23 protein-coding genes are annotated in these 22768 nt (G+C 68.1%); 7 read left to right on the top strand and 16 right to left on the bottom strand.

The window, feature by feature from the left end; all coding sequences use genetic code 11:
- Positions 1-17: 17 nt before the first annotated feature.
- The gene (locus tag ACSFBM_RS01160; RefSeq protein WP_435482760.1) at positions 18-968 is read left to right on the top strand and encodes a LysR family transcriptional regulator; all 951 of its coding nucleotides are present in this window, start codon (positions 18-20) and stop codon (positions 966-968) included.
- On the opposite strand, the gene ACSFBM_RS01155 is transcribed toward ACSFBM_RS01160, so the two are convergent.
- The 7 genes from ACSFBM_RS01155 to ACSFBM_RS01125 form a co-directional block, all read right to left on the bottom strand.
- Entirely contained in the window at positions 946-2196 is a 1251-nt protein-coding gene (locus tag ACSFBM_RS01155; protein WP_435482759.1) for a Zn-dependent hydrolase, read from the bottom strand. The genes ACSFBM_RS01160 and ACSFBM_RS01155 overlap by 23 nt on opposite strands.
- 132 nt (positions 2197-2328) lie before the next feature.
- Positions 2329-2583: a zinc ribbon domain-containing protein gene (locus tag ACSFBM_RS01150; RefSeq protein ID WP_435482758.1), complete on the bottom strand. Its 255-nt coding sequence runs from the start codon at positions 2581-2583 to the stop codon at positions 2329-2331.
- A 13-nt stretch (positions 2584-2596) separates the two neighbouring features.
- Entirely contained in the window at positions 2597-4009 is a 1413-nt protein-coding gene (gene hydA / locus ACSFBM_RS01145; protein WP_435482757.1) for a dihydropyrimidinase, read from the bottom strand.
- Positions 4010-4041: 32 nt separating this feature from the next.
- Positions 4042-4977 carry a dihydrodipicolinate synthase family protein gene (locus ACSFBM_RS01140; protein WP_435482756.1) on the bottom strand — a complete coding sequence of 312 codons (936 nt, stop codon included), beginning with the start codon at positions 4975-4977 and terminating at the stop codon, positions 4042-4044.
- A gap of 12 nt (positions 4978-4989) precedes the next feature.
- Entirely contained in the window at positions 4990-6138 is a 1149-nt protein-coding gene (locus tag ACSFBM_RS01135) for an NAD(P)/FAD-dependent oxidoreductase (RefSeq protein WP_435482755.1), read from the bottom strand.
- Positions 6135-7583 carry an FAD-dependent oxidoreductase gene (locus tag ACSFBM_RS01130; RefSeq protein ID WP_435482754.1) on the bottom strand — a complete coding sequence of 483 codons (1449 nt, stop codon included), beginning with the start codon at positions 7581-7583 and terminating at the stop codon, positions 6135-6137. Before ACSFBM_RS01130 ends, ACSFBM_RS01135 begins: the two co-directional genes overlap by 4 nt.
- Complete coding sequence (locus tag ACSFBM_RS01125; protein ID WP_435482753.1) at positions 7576-7902, bottom strand: (2Fe-2S)-binding protein; 327 nt, start codon at positions 7900-7902, stop codon at positions 7576-7578. Before ACSFBM_RS01125 ends, ACSFBM_RS01130 begins: the two co-directional genes overlap by 8 nt.
- A gap of 206 nt (positions 7903-8108) precedes the next feature.
- Here ACSFBM_RS01125 and ACSFBM_RS01120 point away from each other — a divergent pair, with 206 nt between their 5' ends.
- Genes ACSFBM_RS01120 through ACSFBM_RS01105 form a run of 4 tightly spaced genes read left to right on the top strand, consistent with a single transcriptional unit; the run spans position 8109 to position 11030 of the window.
- The gene (locus ACSFBM_RS01120; RefSeq protein ID WP_435482752.1) at positions 8109-8942 is read left to right on the top strand and encodes a transporter substrate-binding domain-containing protein; all 834 of its coding nucleotides are present in this window, start codon (positions 8109-8111) and stop codon (positions 8940-8942) included.
- 15 nt (positions 8943-8957) lie between these two features.
- The gene (locus tag ACSFBM_RS01115; RefSeq protein ID WP_435482751.1) at positions 8958-9626 is read left to right on the top strand and encodes an amino acid ABC transporter permease; all 669 of its coding nucleotides are present in this window, start codon (positions 8958-8960) and stop codon (positions 9624-9626) included.
- Positions 9626-10315, top strand: coding sequence for an amino acid ABC transporter permease (locus ACSFBM_RS01110; RefSeq protein WP_435482750.1), 690 nt, complete (start codon positions 9626-9628; stop codon positions 10313-10315). Before ACSFBM_RS01115 ends, ACSFBM_RS01110 begins: the two co-directional genes overlap by 1 nt.
- Entirely contained in the window at positions 10293-11030 is a 738-nt protein-coding gene (locus ACSFBM_RS01105; protein WP_435444926.1) for an amino acid ABC transporter ATP-binding protein, read from the top strand. The genes ACSFBM_RS01110 and ACSFBM_RS01105 overlap by 23 nt, the downstream gene beginning before the upstream one ends.
- A gap of 63 nt (positions 11031-11093) precedes the next feature.
- Here the strand turns inward: ACSFBM_RS01105 and ACSFBM_RS01100 are convergent, their stop codons facing one another.
- On the bottom strand, positions 11094-11894 hold the full coding sequence (locus tag ACSFBM_RS01100) for a GntR family transcriptional regulator (RefSeq protein ID WP_435482749.1): 801 nt from the start codon (positions 11892-11894) through the stop codon (positions 11094-11096).
- A gap of 291 nt (positions 11895-12185) precedes the next feature.
- Here ACSFBM_RS01100 and groES point away from each other — a divergent pair, with 291 nt between their 5' ends.
- Together groES and groL are read left to right on the top strand one after the other, a co-directional pair.
- Positions 12186-12476, top strand: coding sequence for a co-chaperone GroES (gene groES / locus ACSFBM_RS01095; protein ID WP_093125512.1), 291 nt, complete (start codon positions 12186-12188; stop codon positions 12474-12476).
- A gap of 53 nt (positions 12477-12529) precedes the next feature.
- A complete protein-coding gene (gene groL / locus ACSFBM_RS01090) occupies positions 12530-14182 on the top strand; it encodes a chaperonin GroEL (protein ID WP_435441693.1) in 1653 nt (550 codons plus the stop codon).
- A 162-nt stretch (positions 14183-14344) separates the two neighbouring features.
- Here groL and xylB read toward each other — a convergent pair whose 3' ends face one another.
- The 8 genes from xylB to ACSFBM_RS01050 all read right to left on the bottom strand — a co-directional run bounded on the left by xylB (position 14345) and on the right by ACSFBM_RS01050 (position 22758).
- Positions 14345-15814 (bottom strand): xylulokinase, encoded by a 1470-nt coding sequence (gene xylB, locus ACSFBM_RS01085; protein WP_435482748.1) that lies wholly within the window; start codon positions 15812-15814, stop codon positions 14345-14347.
- 18 nt (positions 15815-15832) lie between these two features.
- Positions 15833-16780 carry an AraC family transcriptional regulator gene (locus ACSFBM_RS01080; RefSeq protein ID WP_435482747.1) on the bottom strand — a complete coding sequence of 316 codons (948 nt, stop codon included), beginning with the start codon at positions 16778-16780 and terminating at the stop codon, positions 15833-15835.
- An 11-nt stretch (positions 16781-16791) separates the two neighbouring features.
- Complete coding sequence (locus ACSFBM_RS01075) at positions 16792-17760, bottom strand: carbohydrate kinase family protein (protein WP_435482746.1); 969 nt, start codon at positions 17758-17760, stop codon at positions 16792-16794.
- A gap of 17 nt (positions 17761-17777) precedes the next feature.
- Entirely contained in the window at positions 17778-18449 is a 672-nt protein-coding gene (locus ACSFBM_RS01070; RefSeq protein WP_435482745.1) for a transaldolase family protein, read from the bottom strand.
- Positions 18450-18472: 23 nt separating this feature from the next.
- A complete protein-coding gene (locus ACSFBM_RS01065) occupies positions 18473-19261 on the bottom strand; it encodes an L-iditol 2-dehydrogenase (protein WP_435482744.1) in 789 nt (262 codons plus the stop codon).
- The gene (gene dalD, locus ACSFBM_RS01060) at positions 19258-20646 is read right to left on the bottom strand and encodes a D-arabinitol 4-dehydrogenase (RefSeq protein WP_435483706.1); all 1389 of its coding nucleotides are present in this window, start codon (positions 20644-20646) and stop codon (positions 19258-19260) included. The genes ACSFBM_RS01065 and dalD overlap by 4 nt, the downstream gene beginning before the upstream one ends.
- Positions 20647-20725: 79 nt before the next feature.
- On the bottom strand, positions 20726-21766 hold the full coding sequence (locus tag ACSFBM_RS01055) for an ABC transporter ATP-binding protein (protein WP_435482743.1): 1041 nt from the start codon (positions 21764-21766) through the stop codon (positions 20726-20728).
- Between the two features lie 167 nt (positions 21767-21933).
- A complete protein-coding gene (locus tag ACSFBM_RS01050; RefSeq protein WP_435482742.1) occupies positions 21934-22758 on the bottom strand; it encodes a carbohydrate ABC transporter permease in 825 nt (274 codons plus the stop codon).
- Positions 22759-22768: the final 10 nt, after the last annotated feature.

Here is a 22768-nt window from a genome sequence, read left to right as displayed (position 1 = left end):
AGAAGCCGTGCATCGTTATGCACCCCATAAAAAACAATTTGGCTTTGTCTATTAATTTCGAGCAATTGCGCACTTTTTCACTGGTGCTCGAACTAGGTAGTTTTTCAGCCGCCGCCGAACGACTCGGCCTGACGCAGCCGGCGGTCAGCGTGCAAGTGAAGCAACTCGAAAGGCGCCTCGGCGTGCGCCTGATCGAGCGGGTCGGCCGCCGGGTCGGCCCCACACCCGCGGGCACCGACCTGATGGCGGAGTTGCCCCAAGTGGTGGCGGCGCTGTCCAACGCGATCAATGCCGCCACGTTCCATTCGGCGGGCGTGGCCGGCCGCGTGCGGCTCGGCACTGGCGGCACCAGTTGCCTCTACCTGCTGCCCTCGGCGTTGCGCGACCTGCGCGCGCGCTATCCGCTGCTCAACATCATCGTGAGCACGGGCAACACCGAGGGCTACGTGCGGCGCGTGGAAGACAACACGGTCGACGCCGCCGTGGTCACGCTGCCGGTCAGCTCGCGCGCGCTGGCCGTGACGCCGATCCTTCGCGACGAGTTCGTGGCCATCTGCCAGCGCGGCAGCACCGAGTGGCCGGCCGAAGTGACGGCGGCCATGCTCGGCTCGCTGCCGCTCGTCAAGTTCGTGTCGGAAGCCAGCACGCGCGGCCTCGTCGACGATTGGCTGCGGCGCGGCGGATGCACGTCGCCGCCGGTGATGGAGTTCGACAGCGTCGAGGCCATCAAGGCCATGGTGGCGGCCGGCCTGGGCGTGGCGATCCTGCCGAGGATGGCGGTCACGGGCCGTGGGCATCACCCCGAGCTCGACCTGCGAGCGCTGCACCCGCCACTGCACCGCACCCTGGCGCTGGTCACCCGCAACGACAAGCCGCTGAGCAAGGGCTTGCGGCAGGTGATCGACGCCGTCGTCGCGGCGGGGCGGGCCTTCGAAGCCGCGGCGGCTAGCGTGCGTCCAGCAGCCTGAGCGTTTGCGCCAGCACCCGGGTGCCAGCGGCCACCTGCTCCTTGCTGGCCCACTCTTCCTGGCAGTGGCTGCGACCGTTCAGGCAGGGGATGAAGATCATCCCCATCGGGCCCGTCGCCGCGACGTGCATCGCGTCGTGGCCAGCGCCACTGGGCAGCGCACGGTGCGCCAGCGCCAGGCCGTCGGCGGCCTTGGCAACGGCCTGCATGACGATGTCGTCGCACCGCGTGGGCGGCGTGCGCGTGAGGGGTGCGGCGCTGCAGGCGACACGCAGGCGCTGGAAGTCGTCGCGGCACAGGGCCATCACGCGCTCGGGGAAATCGTCGAGCACTGTCTGCGCATTGCTGCGCACCTCCAGCACCATGTCGACCCGGCCCGGCACGGCGTTGGGCACGTTGGGGCTCATCGAGAGGCGCCCGACCGTCGCCACAACGTAGTGCGGACTGCCGTCCATGGCGCAGGCCTCGCGGTGCACCGCGTCGATCAGCCGGGCCGCGCCGACGAGGGCGTCGCGGCGAATGTCCATCGGGGTGGTGCCGGCGTGGTCCGGTTGCCCGGTCACGGTGAGCGCGACGCGGCGGATGCCCACGATGTCGGTGACCACGCCGATCGGCAGGCCCTCGCGCTCCAGCACCGGCCCCTGCTCGATGTGCAGTTCCACGAAGGCGGCGATGCCGCCGGGTCCGCGGGCCGCGCTGGCCAGGTCGTCGGGCCGCGCGCCGATGCGCCGCATGGCCTGCGCGAGGCTTTCGCCGGCCTCGTTGCAGGAAGCCAGCATGGCCGCGTCGAGCGTGCCGGCGAAAGCACGGCTTCCCACGCAGGAAATGCCGTAGTCGCTGGGCTCTTCCGAGAGAAAGTCGATCACTTCCAGCGGATGGCGCAGCAAGACGCCGCCCTCGTGGAGCGACTGCGCCACCTCCAGCCCCGCCAGCACGCCCAGGATGCCGTCGAAACGCCCGCCGCCCACCACGGTGTCGCAATGCGACCCGGTGACGAGCGGCGCCAGCCCGGGTTCGGTGCCCTCGCGGCGCCCGGCCAGGTTGCCGGCGGCGTCGATGCGCACGCTGAGCCCGGCCTGCTCGAACTGGCCGCGCAGCCAGTTCCTGGCTTCGTCGAATTCGGGCGAGAAGGCGCGGCGCGTCCAGGGAACGTCAGGGCGGGTGAAAGAGGCGAGGGTCTCGAGGCGCTGCCAGAGGCGATCGGGCTGGATGCGGAAGGTTGAGGGCATCCCCGCATGGTGACGTGCGCGGCGCGTTCCATGAAGCGGGAACGGGTAATGCAAGCCATAAAGCATTTTTTGCCCGCCCTCGGACGGGCCCGTCGAAGGAACTTGGGGACGCGCAAAAGACCGTCCGGCGGTTCACGCGCTGGCAGGCGGACAGCAGGCGCACCCGCCACCCGGGCGCAGGCGCCGGTAGCCCGGCGCATCGCCGTGCGCTGCCGCGCGACCTGGACCTTCCTGGCTGCGCCGGGTGCCCAGCGAATGAGGCACGCTCAGTGCGCGGTCCGACGGCGCGCCGCACGCGGGGCACGGCGCCGGCCGGTCGAACAAGGCCATCGGCCGTCGCTCGACGAAGGGGCCGCAGCGCGCGCAGGCGTAGTCGTAGGTGGGCACGCCGCGTCGCCGGCTACCAGCCGCCCGATTCCCCGCGCGCCACATAGCGGCCGTTGCCGGCCTTGCCGAGCCATCGCTCGCCGTCGACGATGAGTTCGCCGCGCAACAGCACCTTCTTCACCTGCCCCGTCACGCCGTGGCCTTCGAACAGCGTGAAATCGCAGTTGCCATGCTGCGTCTTCGCCGAGATGACGTGCTGCGCCTCCGGGTCGAAGATCACCAGGTCGGCATCGCTGCCGACGGCGATCGTGCCCTTTTGCGGAAACAGGCCGAACAGCTTCGACGGCGCCGTGGACACCAGCTCCACGAAGCGGTTCAGCGAGATGCGGCCCGCGCGCACGCCGCCGTCGTAGAGGGTCGGCATGCGCGTCTCCACGCCGGGCACGCCGTTGGGGATCTTCGAGAAATCGTTCTGGCCGTACGGCTTCTGGTTGATGCGCCCCAGGTGCCCTTCCTTCATGCAGAAGGGGCAATGGTCGGTCGAGACCAGTTGCAGGTCGTCGGTGCGCAGTGCGGTCCACAAGGCCTGCTGCGACGTCTTGGAGCGAAGGGGCGGGCTCATCACGTAGCGCGCCAGATCGAAGTCTTCGCTGTCGTAGGCACTGTCGTCGAAGAAAAGGTAGTGCGGGCAGGTCTCGGCAAACACCGGCACCCCCATGTCCCGCGCCTCGACCACGTGCTTGAGCGCTTCCCTGGCCGAGAGGTGCACGAAATACACCGGCGCATCCGCGAGCTCGGCCAGCTTGATGCCGCGGTGCGTGGCCTCGCCCTCCATGATCGCCGGGCGCGTGAGCGCGTGGTACTTGGGCGCGGTGTGGCCCTGGGCCAGCGCCTCCTTGATGAGCAGCTCGATGATGGTTCCGTTCTCGGCGTGCAGCGCGATCATGCCGCCGTGCTGCCCGACCATGCGCATCGCCTGGAAGATGGCCGCGTCGTCGACCATCACCGACCCCGGGTAGGCCATGAACATCTTGAAGCTGGAGACGCCTTCATGCCGGATCGCATGCTGCATGTCGGCCAGCACCTGCTCGTCCACCCCGGTCACGATGACGTGGAAGCCGTAGTCGATGCAGGCCCCGTCGGCACCTTTGGCGCGGGCGCGTTCGATGGCCTCGAGCACGCTCACTCCCTTGCGCTGGAAGGCGAAGTCCACGATGGTGGTGGTGCCGCCGAAAGCGGCCGACCGCGTCCCCGACTCGAAGCTGTCGCAGGTGGTCGAGTCGCCGAAGGTGTTGTCCATGTGGGTGTGGCAATCCACGCCGCCCGGCAGCACCAGCATGCCGGCGGCGTCGATGACCTCGACGTCGGGCCCGACATCGAGCGTGCGGCCGATGGCGACGATGCAGCCGTCGCCGATCAGCAGGTCGGCGGTGTAGTCGTCCACGGCCGTGACGATGCGGCCGTTGCGGATGATCTTGCGGGTCATGGGTGCGTTCTCCTGGGTCGGGTCGGTTCAGTTCATGCGGGCACGCCGGCTTCGGCCAGCGCTCGCTCCAGGGCCGCCACCTCCTCGCGCGGCAACGGTCCCAGCGGCGCGCGCATGGCATCGCTCGGAAAGCGGCCCAGCAGCTTGAGGCAGGTCTTCAGGCGCGCCGTCGCGTAGCCGCCGGGCGCCGTGCCGTAGATCGCCTTGGCGAGCGGATAGATGCGTTCGTTGAGGCGGCGCGCCGTCGCGAGATCGCCGCGCTTCATCGCAAGGTCGAGGTCGATCACCAGCTCGGGAACGACTGCGGCGAGGCTCACAAGGCTGCCTTCGCTGCCGACGGCGAAGCAGGTCAGCAGGTGCTCGTCGCCCGAGGCCATCATGGCGACGTGCGGCGCCACGCGCTTGACCAGCCGGCGGTTGGCCTCGTAGGCCGCGGCCTCCCAGCTGCCCTCCTTGACGCCGACCACATGCGGCAGCTGCACCAGCTCGGCCAGCACCTCGGGGCGATAGCCCAGGGTGCCCGCATGGACGCCGGCCTGGTAGAGCATCAGGGGCAGGCCCGCATTGGCGTTGGCGATCCGGTGGTGCGTCACGGCCATGCGCGCGTCCTGCGAGAGCGCCCACGAGAACGGCGGAAAGACCAGCACGGCGTCGGCCCCCGCAGCCTTCGCATCGTCGACGTGGCGCTGGGCCTCGAAACTGTCCTCGGCATTGATGCCGCACACCAGCAGCGAACGCGGGCCGCAGACCTCGAACGCGATCTCGGTCACGCGGCGCTTCTCTTCGCGCGAGAGCGTGAAGTTCTCGCCGGCGTGGCCGTTGATCAGCAGGCCCTTCATGCCCGGCACGCGGGCGTTGGCTTCGAGATGACGCGCCAGCGTCGCTTCGTCGATGCGGCCGTCGTCGTGCAGCGGGCACAGGGTGGCGGCATAGATGCCGTGGAAAGCGTCGGGTTGTTCAGGAATCATGGCAACGGGTTGTCAAGCGCCGGGCATCGGCATGCCCAGCAAACGGGCGGGATCGAAAAGAGGCAGGTCGGGTTGCTGCCCCAGGATGTGCTGGGCCATGATCCGGCCCATGAACGGGCCGCTCGTGTACCCAGAATGGGCGCTGCCGACCACGTAGGCCCGCGGCACGCCGGGCACCTCGCCCACGATCGGCATGGCGTCGGCGGTCTCGGCCTCCAGTCCGAGCCAGATGCGCGCGATGCGGGCTTCGGCCAGGGCGGGCACGGCATAGGCGGCCAGGCGCATGTTGCCCACGAGGTTCTGCGCGCGAACCTCGACGCCCCCGCGCTCGCGGTCGCCCTCGCCCTGCCAGCCCCCGCCGATCAGCACGGTGCCGTTGGCGAACTGCTTGAGCGACAGCAACCCGTTGGCCACACTGAGCACGGTGCGCATCACCGGCCGGATGCGCTCGGTCACGATGAGCTGGTTGACCAGCACCTTGATGGGAATCCGCACGCCGAGCCAGGCCAGCATGTCCTCGATCCACACACCGCCCGCGAGCACCACGCGCGCCGCCTGCAAGGGCGCTCGGCCCACCGCGCCGGCGAAGCGCACGCGGTGGCCGGCATCGCCGGAATCGATGGCCTCGACGGGCGCGTTCTCGATCACCGCCACACCCGCGACAGTGAGCGCATGGCGAAAGGCACGGCCCGTGAGGTAGGCGCTCGCGAAGCCGTCGATGTCGCAATAGCCCGCCTTCAGCAGTCCGGGATGCACGCCGGGTTCGATCTGTCTCGCGCGCGCCGCCGAAATGACTTCGATGGGTGCACCGTATTCGCGGCGCGCCTTGGCACGCAGGTCGACCAGTTCGCACTCGGCCTCGGTGAAGGCCAGCGTGAGGCCCGGCACGTGGGTGGCGAGCACGCCCATGCCCAACCATTGCTCGGCGTCCATCCACATCTGCCAGGCGCGCATGGCATAGGGCACCAGCGCGGCGCGCGTCATGTGCAGCGTCAGCGTGCCGGCGTTGACGCCGGACGCCTCGCGGCACAGCGGCCCGCGGTCGACCAGCGCGACCCGCATGCCGCCTCGCGCCAGATGCAGCGCGGTCGAGCAGCCCATGACACCGCCGCCGATCACGACCGCGTCGTAGGCCGAAGAGGAGCCTGCGCCGTGGCTCACAGCGGGGCCGCCTTCGGAATGGGGATGTCGGCGTAGGTGTAGTCGCCGGCCACCTCGGCGAGCGAGACCGGCCGCAGCGGCGCCCGGCCAGTGAAGCAGCCTGCGGCTTCGCGGCTGCCCACGTGGGCGGCGAGCAATGCCCCCGCGACGTCCCCGCAGGTGCGCCCCTGGCAGGGGCCCATGCCGCAGCGGGTCCAGGCCTTGAGCTGGTTCATGTCGCGCGCCCCGTCGCGCGCGGCGGCGTCGATCTCGCCGCGGGTCACGTCCTCGCAGCGGCAGACCACCGTGTCGGGCGCGATGCCCGCGAGGCTGCCGTCTCGCAAGGCCATCAGGCCCGCCATCGCGCGCCCGAAGCGCGCGGGCTTGCGCCACAGCGCGAGCAGGCGATCGCGCTCGCGCGCATGGGCCTCGGCGGTCAAGCGACCCAGATCGTGCGCGCAGGCAACGGCCGCAAGCTCGCCATGGGCGCCGGCCGCAGCGGCACCGGCAATGCCCGCCCCGTCGCCGGCGACGTACAGGCCGGCGATGGAGGTACGGCCCTCGGCGTCGGCGTGTGCGATCCAGCCGCCGCGCGCCGCGTCGTAGCGATGGCGCGCCCGCAGCAGCCGGGTCACGTCGGTACCCGGCACCAGGCCGTGCCCCACGGCGACAGCGTCCGCATCGAAAGCCACAGGCGCGATGCGCGCAAGAGGCGCACCGGCCGTGTCGACCTGCTGCGCGTGAACCCGGAACCCGCCGCCGAGCGCCTCGACCGACGCAATGCCGTGCCGATAGAACATCGGCACCCCCGCCATGCGCAGGCGCGCCTGCCATTGCATGCCCTGCCACATCAGATCGGGCCGGCCGGCCAGCGAAGGCAGGGTTCGCAGCCAGTCCGCGCGGCTGGCCAGGTCCAGCACCGCGGCGACCTCGCCGCCGGCCTTGAGGATGCCGGTCGCCACGGCCAGCAGCAGCGGACCGCTGCCGGCGACCACCGTGCGCCGGCCGGGCAGCATGTTCTGAGACTTGAGAAGGATGGTGGCCGCGGCCAGGCCGATCACCCCGGGCTCGGTCCACCCGGCGAAGGGCACGACGCGCTCGGTGGTGCCGGTCGCCACCAGCAGGGCGCGCGGCTGCCAGCTCGCCACGCCGCCTGGGCCGATCAGGTCGGTGCGCAGGCTGCTGCCCACGTTCCATACCTTGTGGCCGAACAGGCAACGCACGCCCGAGCGATGCAGTTCGGCGCGCAGGGCGTCGCCCTGCATGGCCTCGTGCGACGGCCGGACGCCGGCGGCCCGCATGAAGCCAGGCGGCAGCGCGCGCCACACCTGGCCGCCTGCGTCCGGGTTCTCGTCGACCAGCAGCACGTCCAGGCCGCAGGCTTGCGCGCGCAAGGCCGCGCGCGCACCGGCCGGACCGGCACCGATCACCAGCAAGTCGACGGGTGAAGGGAGCGCTTCAGCCAAGGCGCTGCTCCCGGAAGTCGAGCGATTCGATGGCCAGGCCTGCCACCACCGGCACCTGGCAGGCCGGCAGCTTGCGTTCGCCGACCCACACCAGGCATTCCTGGCAGGAGCCCATGAGGCAGAACATGCCACGCGGTGCGCCGTTGCGCGGGCTGCGCCGAAGTTCGCGCCGCCCCGCGGCAAGCAGCGCGGCCGCGACGCTTTCGCCTTCGAAGGCTTCGACCGGGTGGCCGTCGGCCGTGAAGCGCACCGCAGGCCCGCGCCGCACCGCCCGCTCGTCGCGCAGCGAGGGCATTGCAGAAGTTGAGCTTTTCGTCATGAAAGGAAGTGGCCGGATGAACAGGAAAACCCGCAGCGCAAACCTGCACTGGACCGATGGAATTTTATTGTATACATTCAATATATAAATCTTATATTTTTTGCAGACAACGCGCCATCTGGCATTCGTCTTGCATCCGTCCACCCGGCAATCCGGAGCGCTTCGGCGCCTCTGGCCCAACCTTCAACCTCTAGGAGTTTTTCTCGATGAAGCAAACAAGGAACGCCGTCCGCCGCACCTTCCTGGTGGCCGGTTCGCTCGCGCTGGGGTCGGCCCTGATGGGCCTGCCGATGGCCAGTTCGGCCCGCACGCTCGATGAAATCGTGGCCAGCAAGAAGCTGGTGGTCGGCGTCAACCCGACCCTTCCGCCGCTGGGCATCTTCAACGACAAGAACGAGATCGACGGCTTCGACGTCGACATCGCGCGCAAGCTCGGCGAACTGCTGGGCGTCAAGACGGAGATCGTGCAGGTAGGCTCGCCCGACCGCATTCCCTTCGTGAGCAGCGGCAAGATCGATGCCGTGCTCGGTGCCATGACGATCACGCCCGAGCGCCAGAAGGTGATCGACTTCACCGTGCCCTTGCACACCGAGGTGCTGGGCGTGCTGACCACCAAGGCCAAGCCCTACAAGGACTGGATGGAACTCAACGATCCGGCGGTCCGGCTGGTCGAGGTGCGCGGTGCCACGCCCGTGAAGCTGGTGCAGGAAAAGCTGCCCAAGGCGCAGTTGCTGCTGCTGGACAACTACCCCGACGCGGTGCGTGCCATTGCCCAGGGCCGGGCCGACGCGATGATCGACGTGATGGACTTCATGACTGAACACACCGCCAAGCACAAGATCGACTGGCGCATCGTGGACGCACCCATCGAGGTCTACTTCTGCGGCATCGGCGTGCAGAAGGGCAACGACGCGCTGCGCGAGAAGCTCACCGGCGCCATCAAGGAAATGCACAAGAGCGGCTACGTGGACGAACGCTGGAAGAAGTGGTTCGGCGGCCCGATGCTGCACGATCCGCGCACCGCACCGAGCTACAAGTAAGGCCGCAGGGGGCGCATGCAGTTCGACTATTCATCGGTGCTGGAGCGCCTGCCCTATCTGGTCGGCGGCGCCTGGCTGAGCCTGCAGATCGCGTTCCTCGCGTTCGCGCTCGGCATGCTGCTCGGCCTGGGCGGTGCCTCGGTGCGCGCCTACGGCCCGCGGTGGGCGCGCCGCATCGTCGGCGCCTACGTGGTGTTCTTCACCAACACGCCGCAGCTCATCCAGATCTTCTTCATCTTCTTCGCGCTGCCCGACGCGGGCATCCTGCTGTCGCCCTACCAGGCCGTGCTGATCGGCATGACGCTCAATGCCGGTGCGTACCTGACCGAGATCCAGCGCGCGGGCTTCGAATCGGTGCGCCTGCCCGAGCTGGAGGCCGCCGAAACGCTGGGCTTCTCTCGCATCCAGACCATTCGCTACGTGATCCTGCCGCACATCGTGCGGGTGCTGTTTCCGCCGCTGTCCAACCAGTACATCCTGATGACCCTGGGCACCTCGATGGCTGCCATCTTCGGCGTCGAGGAACTCACCGGGCGGGCCTACAACATCAACGCCGAGACCTTTCGCTCGATCGAGGTGTTCTCCGTCGTGGCGGTGCTCTACCTCGTGATCACCCTGATCGCCACGCTGTCGCTGGCCTTCGTGGGCAAGCGCTTCTTCCGCGCCAAGATGAGGTGGTTCTGATGCTCGACCAGATCCTGCAGGAGCTGCCTCGCTTCTTCAGCTACTACAACCTGCTGTTCTTCGCGAAGGCGCTGGGCGTGACATTCGCGCTGTCCGCCATCGGCTGCATCGTCGGCTTCTCGCTGGGCTTCGTGCTCGCGGCGGTGCGGCTGGGCGACCGGCCCGCCGGCATGCCGCTGCGCGTTGCGGCCACCGCCTTCATCGAGCTGTTCAGGCGCATCCCGTTCCTGGTCACGCTGATGCTGGTGTTCTTCATCTTCCAGGGCCTGCACGCCGACCTCGCCATGTTCACGGTGGCCCTGATCAGCGTGTGCCTGATCGCCACCGCCTTCATTGCCGAGATCGTGCGCAGCGGGCTCGAGTCTGTGCACCGCAACCAGTGGGACGCGGCGGCGGCCATGAACTTCAGCTACCTGCAGACGCTGCGCCTGGTGATCGTGCCGCAAGCCTGGAAGATCATTCTTCCGCCGGTCTTCGGCTTCTTCGTGCTGTTCATCAAGGACACCGCGCTGGCCTCGCAGATCGGCGTCGTCGAGCTGGCCTTCGCCGGCAAGACGATGAACAACAAGGGCTTCTCGGCCACGCTGGTCTACGGCACGGTGCTGGCGCTTTATTTCATGCTGTCCTATCCGCTGGCCCGGTTCGGCAAATACCTGGAGAAAAAACTTGCCCCAACTCGAAATCGTTGACCTCAAGGCCAACTACGGCGCACACACCGTACTCGAGCGCATCAACCTGTCGGTGGACAAGGGAGAGATCGTCAGCCTCATCGGGCCGTCGGGCTCGGGCAAGAGCACCTTGCTGCGCGTGCTCATGGGCCTGCTGCCGCCCATCGAGGGCCAGGTTCGCATCGACGGCCAGGCCCTGGACTACAACGACCGGGAGCAACTTCGCCGCGTGCGCTCGCAGATGGCCATCGTGTTCCAGCAGTACAACCTGTTCCAGAACATGACGGTGCTCGACAACGTCACGGTCGCCCCCATCAAGGTCAAGGGACGCCCGCGCAAGCAGGTCGAGGACTATGCGGTCCAGCTGCTCGAGAAGGTGGGCATGGGGGCCAAGCTGAAGTCCTACCCCGACCAGCTGTCGGGCGGCCAGCAGCAGCGCGTGGCGATCGCGCGCGCGCTGGCGCTGCAGCCGGGCATCCTGCTGCTCGACGAGGTCACGGCCGCCCTCGACCCTGAGCTGGTCAACGAAGTGCTCGACACTGTGCGGCTGCTGGCCGCCGAGGGCATGACGATGTTCATCGTCTCGCACGAGATGGGCTTCGTGCGCGAGGTGTCGAGCAAGGTCGTCTTCATGGCCGACGGGCACGTGGTCGAGGTCGGCGACCCCCGGCAGATCTTCGACGCACCCCGCGAGGCCCGCACCCGCGATTTCGTCGGCAAGATCCTGCGGCACTGAAAGGGTCGCGCACCGCAGGCAACCTCGCCTGCGCCGCCAGTGCCGCGGACTGCGCCCGCGCTGCTAGTGCGGCGGGAAGCCGGTGACCAGGCCGTTGCTGAGCCTGGAGAGCGTGTAGCGCGCCAGATGGCGCAGATGGGCAATGACCGCCTCTTCGGCCGCCTTCGCGTTGCCCGCGATGTAGGCGTCCAGGATGGCCAGGTGCTCGGCCCTGTCGTCCTCGATGCGGTTGAACGGGTCGACCACCTCGAACAGACGACACAGCACGCGCAGGTGCGCGATGGTCTCGGCCAGCATGGCGTTGCCGGAGGCCCGCGCGAACAGGCCGTGGATCTCGTCGTCGGCGTGCCAGTGGCTCGAACCCTGCTGGCTCGAATCCAGCGACAGGATGTCGCTGCGCAGGCGCTGCACCAGTTCCGCGGGCACCTGCCCCATGGCGAGCGACACGGCCTGCGACTCCAGCCGTTCGCGCACCTGCAGGCACTGGAAGTAATGCGACGCGGTGATGCGCCGCACCGCGTACGAGCGCGCATTGGCCCGCACCAGCAGGCCTTCGCCCTCGAGTCGGAGCAGCGCTTCGCGCAAGGGCGTTCGCGACATCTGCAGGCGCTCGGCCAGGCGCCCTTCGACCAGCACTTCGCCGCCGGTCAACTCGCGCTGCAGAATGAGGCGCCTCACGACGGCGTAGGCCCGGTCGGTCAGATTGCTCGAGGCTTCGCCGGACGTGTCGGGCGCCGCGGGCGCATCGGCAACGGTCCTGGCAACGGCCGACCCGGACTTGCGGGTGCCCGAGGCCTTGACCGGTGCTGCGGTCTTGCCGGGCTTGGCGCGCGGCGCCGGCTTGATCGGGGCTTTGGGTTTCATATGATTTGTCTACAAACTGTGTGCAATCGAACGATGCCACAGCATACGTCAGGCATTGCAGCGCCCGCGAGGCCGGTTCGGCCATGCAGAACCGGCGCGTCCGGCAGCGCGGAAACGGCCCTGGAATACGACGCCCCCAATCCCCTGCCCTTGAAACGTCACCGAATGCCCTTATCATTAGCACTCGCTGCCGACGAGTGCTAACAGCCACTCGCTGCAAGTCGAATGGGCACCCGGGCCCCGTCCGGTGTCCGACCACAAACCCGTTTCTTATCCATATCAGGAGATGCAATGAAACTTCGTCCTTTGGCCGATCGCGTGATCGTCAAGCGTGTTGACAGCGAAACCAAGACCGCCTCCGGCATCGTCATCCCCGACGCAGCCGCCGAAAAGCCCGATCAGGGTGAAGTCCTGGCCGTGGGCCCGGGCAAGCGCACCGACAAGGGCGAACTGACCGCACTGACCGTCAAGGTCGGCGACCGCGTCCTGTTCGGCAAGTACAGCGGCCAGACCGTCAAGGTCGACGGCGACGAACTGCTCGTGATGAAGGAAGACGACCTGTTCGCAGTCGTCGAGAAGTAAGCCTTCTCCCCTTCCGATTCATTCAAATCCAATCCATTCGGAGTTAATTCATCATGGCAGCAAAAGACGTAGTCTTCGGCGGAGAAGCCCGCGCACGCATGGTCGAGGGTGTGAACATCCTGGCCAACGCAGTCAAGGTCACCCTGGGCCCCAAGGGTCGCAACGTGGTGCTCGAACGCTCGTTCGGCGCCCCCACCGTGACCAAGGACGGTGTGTCCGTGGCCAAGGAAATCGAACTCAAGGACAAGCTCCAGAACATGGGCGCCCAGCTCGTGAAGGAAGTGGCCTCCAAGACTTCGGACAACGCCGGTGACGGCACCACCACCGCGACCGTGCTGGCACAAGCCATCGTTCGCGAAGGTTTCAAGCTGGTGGCTGCCGGCATGAACCCGATGGACCTGAAGCGCGGCATCGACAAGGCTGTCACGGCCCTGGTCGCCGAGCTGAAGAAGGCTTCCAAGCCCACCACCACCTCCAAGGAAATCGCGCAGGTCGGCTCCATTTCGGCCAACAGCGACGAAACCATCGGCAAGCTCATCGCTGACGCGATGGACAAGGTCGGCAAGGAAGGCGTGATCACCGTGGAAGACGGCAAGTCGCTGGACAGCGAACTCGACGTCGTCGAAGGCATGCAGTTCGACCGCGGCTACCTGTCGCCCTACTTCATCAACAACCCCGAGAAGCAATCGGCGCTGTTGGACAACCCCTTCGTGCTGCTGTTCGACAAGAAGATCAGCAACATCCGTGACCTGCTGCCGGTGCTGGAGCAAGTCGCCAAGGCTGGCCGTCCGCTGCTGATCATTGCCGAAGAAGTCGAGGGCGAAGCCCTGGCGACCCTGGTCGTGAACACGATCCGCGGCATCCTGAAGGTCGTGGCCGTCAAGGCGCCTGGCTTCGGCGACCGCCGCAAGGCCATGCTGGAAGACATCGCCATCCTGACGGGCGGCAAGGTCATCGCTGAAGAAGTGGGCCTGACGCTCGAAAAGGTGACGCTGGCCGACCTGGGTCAAGCCAAGCGCATCGAAGTGGGCAAGGAAAACACGATCATCATCGACGGCGCCGGCGCTGCTGGTGACATCGAAGCCCGCGTGAAGCAAGTGCGCGTTCAGATCGAAGAAGCGACCAGCGACTACGACCGTGAAAAGCTGCAAGAGCGCGTGGCCAAGCTGGCCGGCGGCGTTGCAGTGATCAAGGTCGGCGCTGCCACCGAAGTCGAAATGAAGGAAAAGAAGGCCCGCGTCGAAGATGCACTGCACGCCACCCGCGCTGCCGTGGAAGAAGGCGTTGTGGCTGGCGGCGGCGTGGCTCTGCTGCGTGCCAAGCAAGCTGTGGGCGACTCGGTCAAGGGCGACAACGCCGACCAGGAAGCCGGCATCAAGCTGGTGCTCAAGGCCATCGAAGCGCCCCTGCGCGAAATCGTGAACAACGCCGGCGGCGAAGCCTCGGTGGTGGTGAACGCTGTGTTGGCCGGCAAGGGCAACTACGGCTTCAACGCTGCGAACGACTCGTACGGCGACATGCTCGAACTGGGCATCCTGGACCCGACGAAGGTCACCCGCACCGCACTGCAGAACGCCGCCTCGGTGTCCTCGCTGCTGCTGACGACCGAAGCCATGATCGCTGACGCACCGAAGGAAGAATCGGGTGCCGGCGGCGGCATGCCCGATATGGGCGGTATGGGCGGTATGGGCGGCATGGGGATGTAATTTCGCTCGTCCCCAGGCTGCGCGGCACTTCGTGTCCGCTGCGCCACCCCCCTACCGGGGGCAACACCTGCGGCCCGGCAAAGCCGGTTCCGCGGTGTTTCGCGAAAGTAAAAAACCCGTCTTGCGACGGGTTTTTTTATGGGCGCTCGGAATGTGCGTCGCTTATTCGAATTGATCCCGCAGCGCCGCATAGAGCGCCTGGAAGCGCGCATGCCGCGCCTTGTGCGTGTCCACGCCCTCCGTCCCCGGAACCAGCTCCTGCTTCACCGACGGCAAGGTGCAGACTTCAGCCACGGCGCCGCCATCGGCCAGCCACGCCAGGCGCGCCGCGCCCAGCGCCCCGCCGGTCTCGCTGCCCGCATAGAGCGTGAGCGGTACCTGGAAGATGTCGGCCAGCAACTGGCCCCACCACACGCTGCGCGCACCGCCGCCCACCAGCGCCACTTCGCGCAGCGGCATGTCGGGCGGCAGACGCAGGGTGTCGAAGCCGTCGCGCAGGCCGAAGCTCACGCCCTCGACCACGGCATAGGCAATCTCCGCGGGACCGTGCGCATGCGTGAGGCCGAACAGCACGCCCTGTGCAGCGGGGTTGTTGTGCGGCGAGCGCTCGCCAGACAGGTACGGCAGGAACAGCGGGCAGTGCACACGCTGCAACACCGGCACCGACGCCGCAGCCTCCAGCAGCGCCGCCTCATCGGTGAACTTGAATGTCTTCGCCGCCCAGCTCACCGCGCTCGCGGCCGAGAGCATCACCGACATCTGGTGCCAGCGCTTCGGCAGCGCGTGGCAGAAGGCGTGCATGGCCTGCGCGGGGTTCGGCAGGAAGCGGTCGGTCGACACGAACACCACGCCCGACGTACCGAGCGACACGAAGCCCTGCCCCGGTTCCACCAGCCCCATGCCGACCGCGCTCGCGGCGTTGTCGCCCGCGCCGCCGGCGATCAGCACCGTGCCGCGGCCCACGCCCCACCGCGTTGCCAGCTCGGGCTTGAGCTGCGCCGACACCTCGCTGCCTTCGACCAGCCGCGGCATGTGTGCGCGCGTGAGCCCGGTGGCCGACAGCAACTCGTCGGACCAGTCGCGCGCGCCCACGTCCAGCCACAGCGTGCCCGCGGCGTCCGACATCTCGCTGACCGCCTCGCCGCTGAGCATGAAGCGCAGCCAGTCTTTGGGCAGCAGCACGCGTGCCGTGCGCGCAAAGATTTCGGGCTCGTGTTCACGCACCCACATCAGCTTGGGCGCGGTGAACCCCGGCATCGCCAGGTTGCCCGCGATCGCGCCCAGGCGCGGCACGGCGCGCGCAAGCGCCTCGCACTGCGCGCCGCTGCGCCCGTCGTTCCACAGGATGGCCGGGCGCAGCACCTCGCCCGCCGCGTCGAGCAGCGTGGCGCCGTGCATCTGGCCCGACAGGCCGATGGCGCGCACGGCAGACAACGCCTCGCCATGGGATGCCTTCAACGCCGCCATCACCTGCTCGAGCGCCTGCCACCACTGCCGCGGCGCCTGCTCCGACCACAGCGGTTGCGGCCGCTCGACCGTGAGCGGCGCACGCGCCACGCCCACGATGCGGTGATCGTCGGCGAGCAGCAGCGCCTTGAGCTCGGACGTGCCGAGGTCGAGTCCCAGGTACAAGATGAACTCCCTGCCGTGTTACGAAGAGACGCCGCTGCCGAAGCGCGTGTCGGCCTGTTTTCTGAATTCGCTCGGCGTCATGCCCTTGATTTCAAGGAAGCGCCGGTTGAAGTTGGCCACGTTGTTGAAGCCCACCTGGTAGCAGATGTCCGTCACGTAGTGGTCGGTCTGCATCAGCAGGTGGCAGGCGCTGTTGATGCGCACGCGGTTGACGAAGTCGGTGAAGCTGTTGCCGGTGGAGCGCCGGAAGAAGCGGCTGAAGCGGCTCTCGCTCATGCCCAGCTCGGCGGCCACGTCCGACATCGAGATCGACTCGGCCATGTTGTTGGTGATGCGGTTGACGATGCCGTTGATCTGGTCGACCTGCGCATCGCCGTCCGCGCCCTGCATCTGCACGCTCGACAGCAGCCGGTAGTCGGTGCACTCCGCCAGATCGGCCAGGAATTCGCAGAACCGACCCAGGCGCCGCACGCCGCGCGCGGCCTTGATGTGGTCCCAGTGCACCTGCGCCTGCGCAGACATGCCGAAGAACTCGATGCCGTGGCGCGCGCGCTCGAGCAGCTGCATCACCTCGCGCAGCTCGGGAATCTCGCTGGCCGCGCGCTCGATGGGCTCGTGGCGGAACTGGATCACCCGATCGCGCCCTGCGGCGCCGCCTTCGGGCACGTCGAGCGAGATCCAGTTATGCGGCAGCCGCGGCCCGCACAGCACCAGGTGCCCGGGCTGGAACGGCCCGATCCAGTCACCGATGAAGGCCTTGCCCGAGGTTTCGGTGATCAGGTGCAGCTCGTAGTCTTCATGAAAGTGCCATCGCACCAGCGGACTGGGAAAGCCGTGCGCCAGGCAGCGCACCAGGCCGGTTTCTTCGGGCGCCTCGTAGCCCAGCGAGGGAGAGCGCGCAAAGTCGCGCTCCAGCTCAGGCTGGCGCTGGCGGGGAATCGAACGCTTGCGTGTGGACGTCGTCATGGCAGCACGGTTCAGGACCGGGAAGCAGCACCGGTATTTTGTGCCTCCGCGAGCGCGATGTGAACCGCGGCGAGCGTGGGCGGGTCGGCACCCTCGCGGGCGCAGTTGAGCGCGGCGGCGGTGGCGGCGAAGCGCATCACCTCGCGCCAGGCCTCGTCGCCCAGTTCGCCGAGCTGCGCCGGCCGCTCGACGCCGTGCGCAAGCAGCGAGACCGACAACCCGGCCGTGAAGGTGTCTCCCGCGCCGATGGTGTCGACCACCTGCACGCGCGGCGCAGCCACGGCCATGGGCGCGTGCCCCGTGCGCCACAGCGTTGCGCCGTGCCCGCCGCGCGTGACGATCACGGCACGCGCCCCGGCTTTCAGGATGTCCGCGGCCAGGGCGTCGACCGGTTGCCCGGGCGCGAGCAGTTCGGCATCTTCGTCGCTGAGCTTGACCAGGTCGGCCAGCGCGAACCAGCCCGTCACGCGTGCTCGGTAGCCGACCATGTCCGCAATCAGGCTGGGCCGCACGTTGGGGTCGAACACGATCACGCAGCGACCCTTGTTCGCCGTGATCAGGTCGGTGATGCGCGTGGCAGCCGGTTGCTGCAGCAGCGAAATCGAGCCGAAATGCAGGAAGCGGCAGTCCGCCGGCAGCTGCGGCAGCGGCTCGGGCGCCCAGGTGGCGTCGGCGCTGCCCTGTGTGTAGAACGCGTAGCGGTTGGTCTGCGGCGTGCGCTCGACGAAGGCCAGCGTGGAAGGCGCATTGCTGCGCAGCACGAAACTCGTGTCCACGCCGTTGCTCTGCAGGAAACCCATCAGCCGCTCGCCGAACAGGTCGGTCGAGAGCTGCGTGAAGAAGCCTGTCGGCTGTCCGAGCCGGGCGCAGGCCACGGCCGTGTTGAGCGGCGAGCCGCCCTCGTGCCCCAGGAAGGCCAGGGTGCCCGCCTCGCTGGCGGTGAAATCGATGAGGGCTTCGCCCGTGAGTGCTATGCGCATGGTGTCTGGATTCTCGATCAGGGCAAGGCGCTCGCATCGGCCAGGAAGCCGCGTTCGGCGGCCAGCGTGGCGGGATGGTCGAGCAGCTCGGCAAAGAGACGCGGCGGAATGGTGATGGCCCCCACGCCGAGCCCCAGCAACGAAAGATACGCCCCGCGCGAGCGAATGCTGGCCACCAGCAGTCGCGTGCCGGACAAAGGCCGCCGTGCGACCAGCGACTGCATCTGCGCAATCAGCGCCAGCCCGTTGGCGCCCGCGTCTTCGAGACGCCCGAGGTACGGCGCCGCGTAGGCCGCGCCCAGTTGCGCCGCGAAATGGGCCTGCTCGGGCGCATACACGGCCGTCCAGGTGACCGGCACGCCCTGCGCAATGAGCCGCGCGCCGGCATCCAGGCCCTGGCGCGTGGCGGGAATCTTGATGACGAGCTGGCCGCGGTCGAAATGCGACAGCAAGGCGCGCGCGTCTTCGAGTATGCCGTCGACCTCGCTGGAATACACCTGGGCCTGCACCTGGCGTGCGCCCAGTTCGATGCAGCGCTTCAGCAGCCCCGGCAAGGCAGCGCGGCCGACGCCGGCACGAAGCAGCAGCGTCGGGTTGGTGGTCACGCCGTGCACCACCGGGTGCGGCAGGCAGGCCTGCAGTTCGGTCAGGTCGGCGCTGTCGAGGTACAGGTGGAAGTCTTCATTCATGGCTCGGGTCGCACACAAGAGGGTCAGCTCATGACGTTGCCGCCATCGACATTGAGCGTCTGCGCCGTGATGTAGCGCGCCTCGTCGCTGGCAAGGAACACCGCCGCGCCGGCAACATCACTCGGCGAGCCCATGCGCCCGAGCGGCACCGCCAGCCCGACCTGCCGCTTCTTCTCCCCGGGCTGCAGTCCTTCGGCCTTGGCGAACAGGCTGTCGACGTGGTCCCACATCGGCGTGTCGACCACCCCTGGTGAAATGCCGTTCACGCGAATGCCGTGCGGCGCCATGGCCAGCGCGGCGCTCTGCGTGTAGCTGATGACGGCCGCCTTGGTCGCGCAGTAGTGCGACACCAGCGCCTCGCCGCGGCGCCCCGCCTGCGAGGCCATGTTGATGACCGAGGCACCCTGCGTGCCGGCCTCGACCATGTGGCGCAACACCGCCTGCATCACGAAGAACATGCCCTTCACGTTGACGGCGAAGAGCCGGTCGAACGAGGCCTCGTCGCTGTCCAGCAGCGGCGCCAGGTCGAACACCGCCGCGTTGTTGAACAGCGTGTGGATCGGCCCGAACGCCACCTGCGCCTCGGCCAGCATGTGCGTGATGGCCTGCGTGTCGGTGACGTCGGCGGCAATGTACGCCAGGCTGTCCGGGTGGCGCTGCTGCAGTTCGCGCACCGCGTCGGGTGCGGCGGTCGCGCGGTCGATCACGCTGCAGCGCGCGCCTTCGGCAATGCACGCCTCGGCCACGGCCAGGCCGATGCCGCCGCCCGCGCCGGTCAGCAGAACATGGCGGTCTTGAAGGCGTCGGGTCATGGCTGGCTTTCGGTCTGGATGAAACGCGCAACGCGCTCGCTGGCGCGGCGCACGGCATCGATCAGGCGGGCATCGGCGGCAAGGGGACCCCACAGCCCCGCGTCCGAGCACAGCGCGACGACCGGATCGGCCGCGTCGCAGATCGCGTGCGCCTCCGCTTCGTCCATGCCCTGGTCCTGGTAGGCATAGGGCAGCGTGCCCTTGTGCCAGCGCTGCAGGAACGCCAGGAACAACGCGGGCAGCATCGCCACGCTGTCGATGCCGTGACCGGCCGCCAGGCGCTCGCGCACCGTCGGCGCAATGAAGCCCGGGATCTTCGAGAAACCGTCCGCCGCCACGCGCTGGTTGGTGTCGCGGATGGCGGGGTTGCCGAAGCGGTCGAGCACCACGTCGCGGTACGCCGCGAGGTCGATCGGGCTCGGGGTCAGGCAGGGAATGACGTCGTCGGTGACGTAGTCGAACGCCATCTTCCGGATGGCCGCGTCGTGCGTGCCTTCGTGAATGAAGCCCAGCCCCACCAGCGTGCCCGCCCAGGCGATGCAGCTGTGCGTGGCGTTGAGGATGCGGATCTTGGCTTCCTCGTAAGGCTGCACCGATTCGACCAGCTCCGCGCCCACGCGGCCCCAGTCGGGCCGGCCGGCCGCGAAGTTGTCTTCGACGACCCACTGGATGAAGCTCTCGCCGGTGATGGCGGCGGCATCGTCGCGGCCCGTGGCGGCCTTCACGCGCGCGCGCAGCTCGGGGGGCGGGCGCGGCGTGATGCGGTCGACCATTGCGTTCGGGCAGCGCGTGTTCGCGTTCACCCAGGCCAGCAGGCCGGTGTCGCCCGCGAGCGCAATGAACTCCAGCAGGCCCGCGCGGAAGCGCTCGCCGTTGTGACGCAGGTTGTCGCAGTTCAGCAGCGTGACGGCGCCCGCGTTCGCTTCCTTGCGCGCACGCAGGATGGCGCACAGCGCGCCATAGATGGTCACGTTGTCGCCGCCGGCCTCGCCGCGGCGCGCGCGCGCTACATCGGCGGCGAGCTCGCCGAACGACAGGTCCAGCTTGCCTTTGTCGTCGAGGTAATAGCCGGCTTCGGTGACGGTGAACGACACGATGCGCGTCGAGGGCGTCGCGCCGCGCGCGATCACGCTGGCCAGCGAGCGCTCCCAGGGCAGCACCTCGCGGATGGCCTCGATCTCTTCGTAGCGGTACTCGCCCGCCGGCGACACCGTTTCGAGTGTGTAGCGTCCGCCCTGCGCCTGCAGCGCCGCGACGACGTCGGCCATGTCCGGCCGGATGTTGGCGCCCGACAGCGACCAGCGGGTGTCGCCCGCGTCGATCAGCCGCTGCAGGTACACCGCCTGGTGCGCGCGATGGAACGACCCCAGGCCGAGATGAAGCACCGTGAACTCCGTGGGAGCCGGTGGAATGTGCGCGATGGTCACGGCAATATCCGTTGAAATGGCGTTGAAGGAATCGGGCTCACGCGCTGACTGAACGGCCTTCGCGGTTGAACAGATGGAGCACGGAGGGGTCGAGCTCCACCGCCACGTCGTCGCCGGCCTGCAGCGGCGTGCGGTCGTTCTGGCGGGCGACGAGCGGCACGCCGCCCACGTCGACGTGAATCAGCGTGTCGGCGCCCAGCGCCTCGATGAGCTCGACGCGGCCCTGCACATCGGACACCGGCGCGCCCTGCTTCGCGTGCACGCGCAGGCCTTCGGGGCGCACGCCCAGGAAGCCGTCCGCGGGCAGCCTGCCGCCGGTGGCGGCCGAGAAGCTGGGAATGGCATTGGCGGCCACCATGTTCATCGACGGCATGCCGATGAACTGCGCCACGAACTGGTTGGCCGGGCGGTCGTACAGCGCCAGCGGCGTACCGACCTGCTCGATGAGCCCGTCCTTGAGCACCACCACGCGGTCGGCCAGCGTCATGGCCTCGACCTGGTCGTGCGTCACATAGATGGTGGTCGCGCCCAGCGCGCGGTGCAGCTTGTGGATTTCCACACGCGTGTTGCCGCGCAGCGCCGCGTCGAGGTTGGACAGCGGCTCGTCGAACAGGAACACCTTGGGCGCGCGCACGATGGCGCGGCCGATGGCCACGCGCTGGCGCTGGCCGCCCGACAGGTCCTTGGGCGTGCGGTCGAGGTACTGCGTGAGGTTGAGCGTGGTGGCCGCATGCTCGACCTTGGTCTTGATCTCGCTCTTGGACACGCCCGCGAGCTTGAGCGCGAACGACATGTTGTCGTACACGCTCATGTGCGGATAGAGCGCGTAGCTCTGGAACACCATCGCCAGGTCCCGCTTGCCCGACGGCGCCCAGGTGATGTCCTTGCCGTCGAGCATCAGGCTGCCGCTGGTGATGGGCTCGAGCCCGGCAATCAGCCGCAGCAGCGTCGACTTGCCGCAGCCCGAAGGCCCGACGAAGACGATGAACTCGCCCTTCTGGATCTGCAGGTCCACACCCTTGATGATGTTGATTTCGCCGAAGCTCTTCTTGATGTTCTTGAGTTCGAGGTAGGCCATTCACAACTCCTTGATTGCTTGTGGGCAGGCTGCCGAAGCGCCTGCACGGGTCGAAAGCGCGCAGCGAAATGCGGGAGCTGCCGCGGAACCGGCTTTGCCGGGCCGCTGGCAGCGCCCCCTTGAGGGGGTTGGCGAAGCGACACGAAGTGCGCGAAGACGGGGGGTGTTCATTTCACGGCGCCGAAGGTCAGGCCCTGGACGAGCTGCTTCTGGCTGAACCAGCCGAACACCACGATGGGCGCGATGGCCATCAGCGAGGCGGCCGACAACTTGGCCCAGAACAGGCCCTCCGGGCTGGAGTACGAGGCGATGAGCGTGGCCAGCGTGCCCGCCTTGGCCGAGGTGAGGTTGAGCGCCCAGAAGGCCTCGTTCCAGCTCAGCACCAGGCACAGCAGGCCGGTCGATGCGAGCCCGCCCACCGACAGCGGCAGCACCACGTGGCGGAACTCCGTCCACAGGCTCGCGCCGTCCATGCGCGCGGCTTCCAGAATTTCGTTCGGAATGTCCTTGTAGGCGCTGTAGAGCATCCACACCATGATCGGCAGGTTCGACAGCGTGAACACGATGGTCAGCGCGGTGAGCGAGTCCAGCATGCCCGCGGTCTGCGCGAGCACGTAGATCGGCACCAGCGCGCCCACGGCCGGCATCATCTTGGTGGAGAGCATCCACATCAGGATGTCGCGCGTTCGCTTGGTGCGGAAGAACGCCATCGAGTACGCCGCGGGCGCCGCGATCAGCAGGCCGATGATGGTCGAGCCCAGGCTGGTGATGAGCGAGTTGCGCGCATACAGCAGGTAGTCGCTGCGGCGCTGAACTTCGCCGAAGTTGTCCAGCGTGGGCTCGAAGATGAAGAGCGGAGGCACGTGGATGGCCTGCAGCTCGGTCTTGAACGCCGTGAGGAACAGCCAGCCGAGCGGAAAGAACAAGAGCAGCGCCACGACCCACGCACCGACGGTGCGCAGCAGTTGGGGAAGGAAGTTGCTGGGTTGCATGGTCGTTCCT

It is taken from the genome of Variovorax pasteuri (assembly GCF_051216435.1).
In the GTDB taxonomy this organism is placed as follows: Bacteria; Pseudomonadota; Gammaproteobacteria; order Burkholderiales; family Burkholderiaceae_C; genus Variovorax.
Note: the sequence above shows the minus strand (reverse complement) of the source record. Positions and strands in the feature narration are given on the sequence as shown.